Below are 1,875 nucleotides of genomic sequence, written 5' to 3'. Positions count from 1 at the left end.
TGCAATGTTGAATGCAGACAATAGAACAACAGGTATAATCACTAATAACACTGCGGTAGGATCTGAAGCCTTGAAAGGAAGTGCAACACCTGCTAATAATATAGGAACGGGAAATACTGCGATAGGAAGCGAGTCTATGATGGCAAATACAAGTGGAAGCGGAAATGTTGCAACTGGTTATGCTTCCCTTTCAAGCAATTCCACAGGTAATTACAATTCAGCATTTGGACAAGGCACATTAATATCAAATTCAACTGGAAGTTATAATTCAGGGTTTGGAAATGGAGGATTATTATTGAACACAACAGGAAATGACAATACTGCAATTGGACATGATGCCTTAAACCAAAATAGAGCAAACAGTCGATCAACAGCTGTTGGATCTAACGCAATGTTTAACGCTGATAATAGAACTACAGGCCAAGAGACATATAACACTGCTGTTGGTTTTAATTCTTTAAAAGGAAGTGCTACGCCTGCAAACAATACAGGACGCTTTAATACAGCAGTAGGAGACGAAGCCTTAATGGGAATAACATCAGGAAACTCAAATTCGGCAGTCGGTAGTAGGGCATTGCAAGTAAACAGTTCAGGACAATACAATGTAGCTATGGGACAAGATGCATTGGGTTTAAATACGACAGGTTTTGATAATACTGCCCTGGGTTATCAAGCTTTGAGTGGAAATGTTGGAGGCCAAAGAAGCACCGCAGTGGGTCGATTAGCAATGCAACTGATGAACAACAGTGCCGCCATCTCTGGTAACACAGCCGTAGGAAACGAAGCCCTAAGAGGAAGTGTTGTTTACGGTAACAATACCGGAACAAACAATACTGCTATTGGTCATGAAGCCGGAATGAATAACTCTACAGGAGGTGAAAATACAAGTGGTGGGTCTGGTTCATTGAAATTAAATCAAACAGGTAGCTTTAACACCGCTTTTGGTAAGTCTGCATTGGCGGTTTCTAATACCAATGACAATGCCGCTTTTGGCTCAGATGCACTAAAATCTAATTCCACAGGAGAAGGAAATAGTTCATTTGGTCGTAGAAGTCTTGAGAATTCAACTGGATCTTCAAATACTGCCTTTGGTCACACGGCTGGTAATCTCCTAGTTGCTGGAGACAGAAATACTTTTTTAGGAACGGGTGCTGGTTTTTTTCAGACATCTGGTTCAAATAATATAGCAATTGGAAATAACGCACAAGTTCCGTCAGCTACTGGAAGCAATCAGATAAAAATAGGTGATGATCTAATAACTGATGCTTATGTTAAAGTTGCATGGACAATAACCTCAGACAAAAGATGGAAAGAAAACATCCAAACCAGCCCACTTGGCCTAGATTTTATCAAAGATGTTACACCAGTGCTTTATCATAGAATAGGCAATGAAAAAAAAGAGCAAGAATTTGGTGTTATTGCCCAAGATTTGGAACAAGTATTGGCTAAATATGGCTATTCAGAGACCGACTTGGGTCTTCTCTCAAAAGATGACAAAGGATTCTATTCCGTGCGTTACAATGACTTAATAGCTCCAATGATTAAAGCTATGCAAGAACAGCAAGAAATGATAGAAAATCTAAAAAAAGAAAATGCTGAATTAATATCAAATAATTCTAAAATAGAGAACCAAATCACCGGTATTTTAGCAAGATTGAACCACATTGATGGTCTATCAAAAGTAAAAACTTCTCCTAGTGAAGTAGGAAAGTAATATTAAACTAGCTTTTAATTAAACCACCTGAATATCTCGGGTGGTTTTTCTATTTTCTCTTCAGGCTAAAAAATATAAGTATCTCCTTGACTAAGTTTCAAAATTATTTTCAATATTTGAAAATGGACGGTTCTTTCGTTTCATAATAAGAATAAGCCATT

General features: G+C 37.9%; 1 protein-coding gene. It reads left to right on the top strand.

The window, feature by feature from the left end; all coding sequences use genetic code 11:
• Positions 1 to 1,714 (top strand): tail fiber domain-containing protein (locus EGI22_RS15110; protein WP_255069295.1); only part of this gene is annotated, 1,714 nt, incomplete at its 5' end.
• Positions 1,715 to 1,875 lie beyond the last annotated feature (161 nt).

The sequence above is a fragment of the Lacihabitans sp. LS3-19 genome, from assembly GCF_024343575.1.
In the GTDB taxonomy this organism is placed as follows: domain Bacteria; phylum Bacteroidota; class Bacteroidia; order Cytophagales; family Spirosomataceae; genus Leadbetterella.
This window is presented reverse-complemented; position numbering and strand designations above follow the sequence as displayed.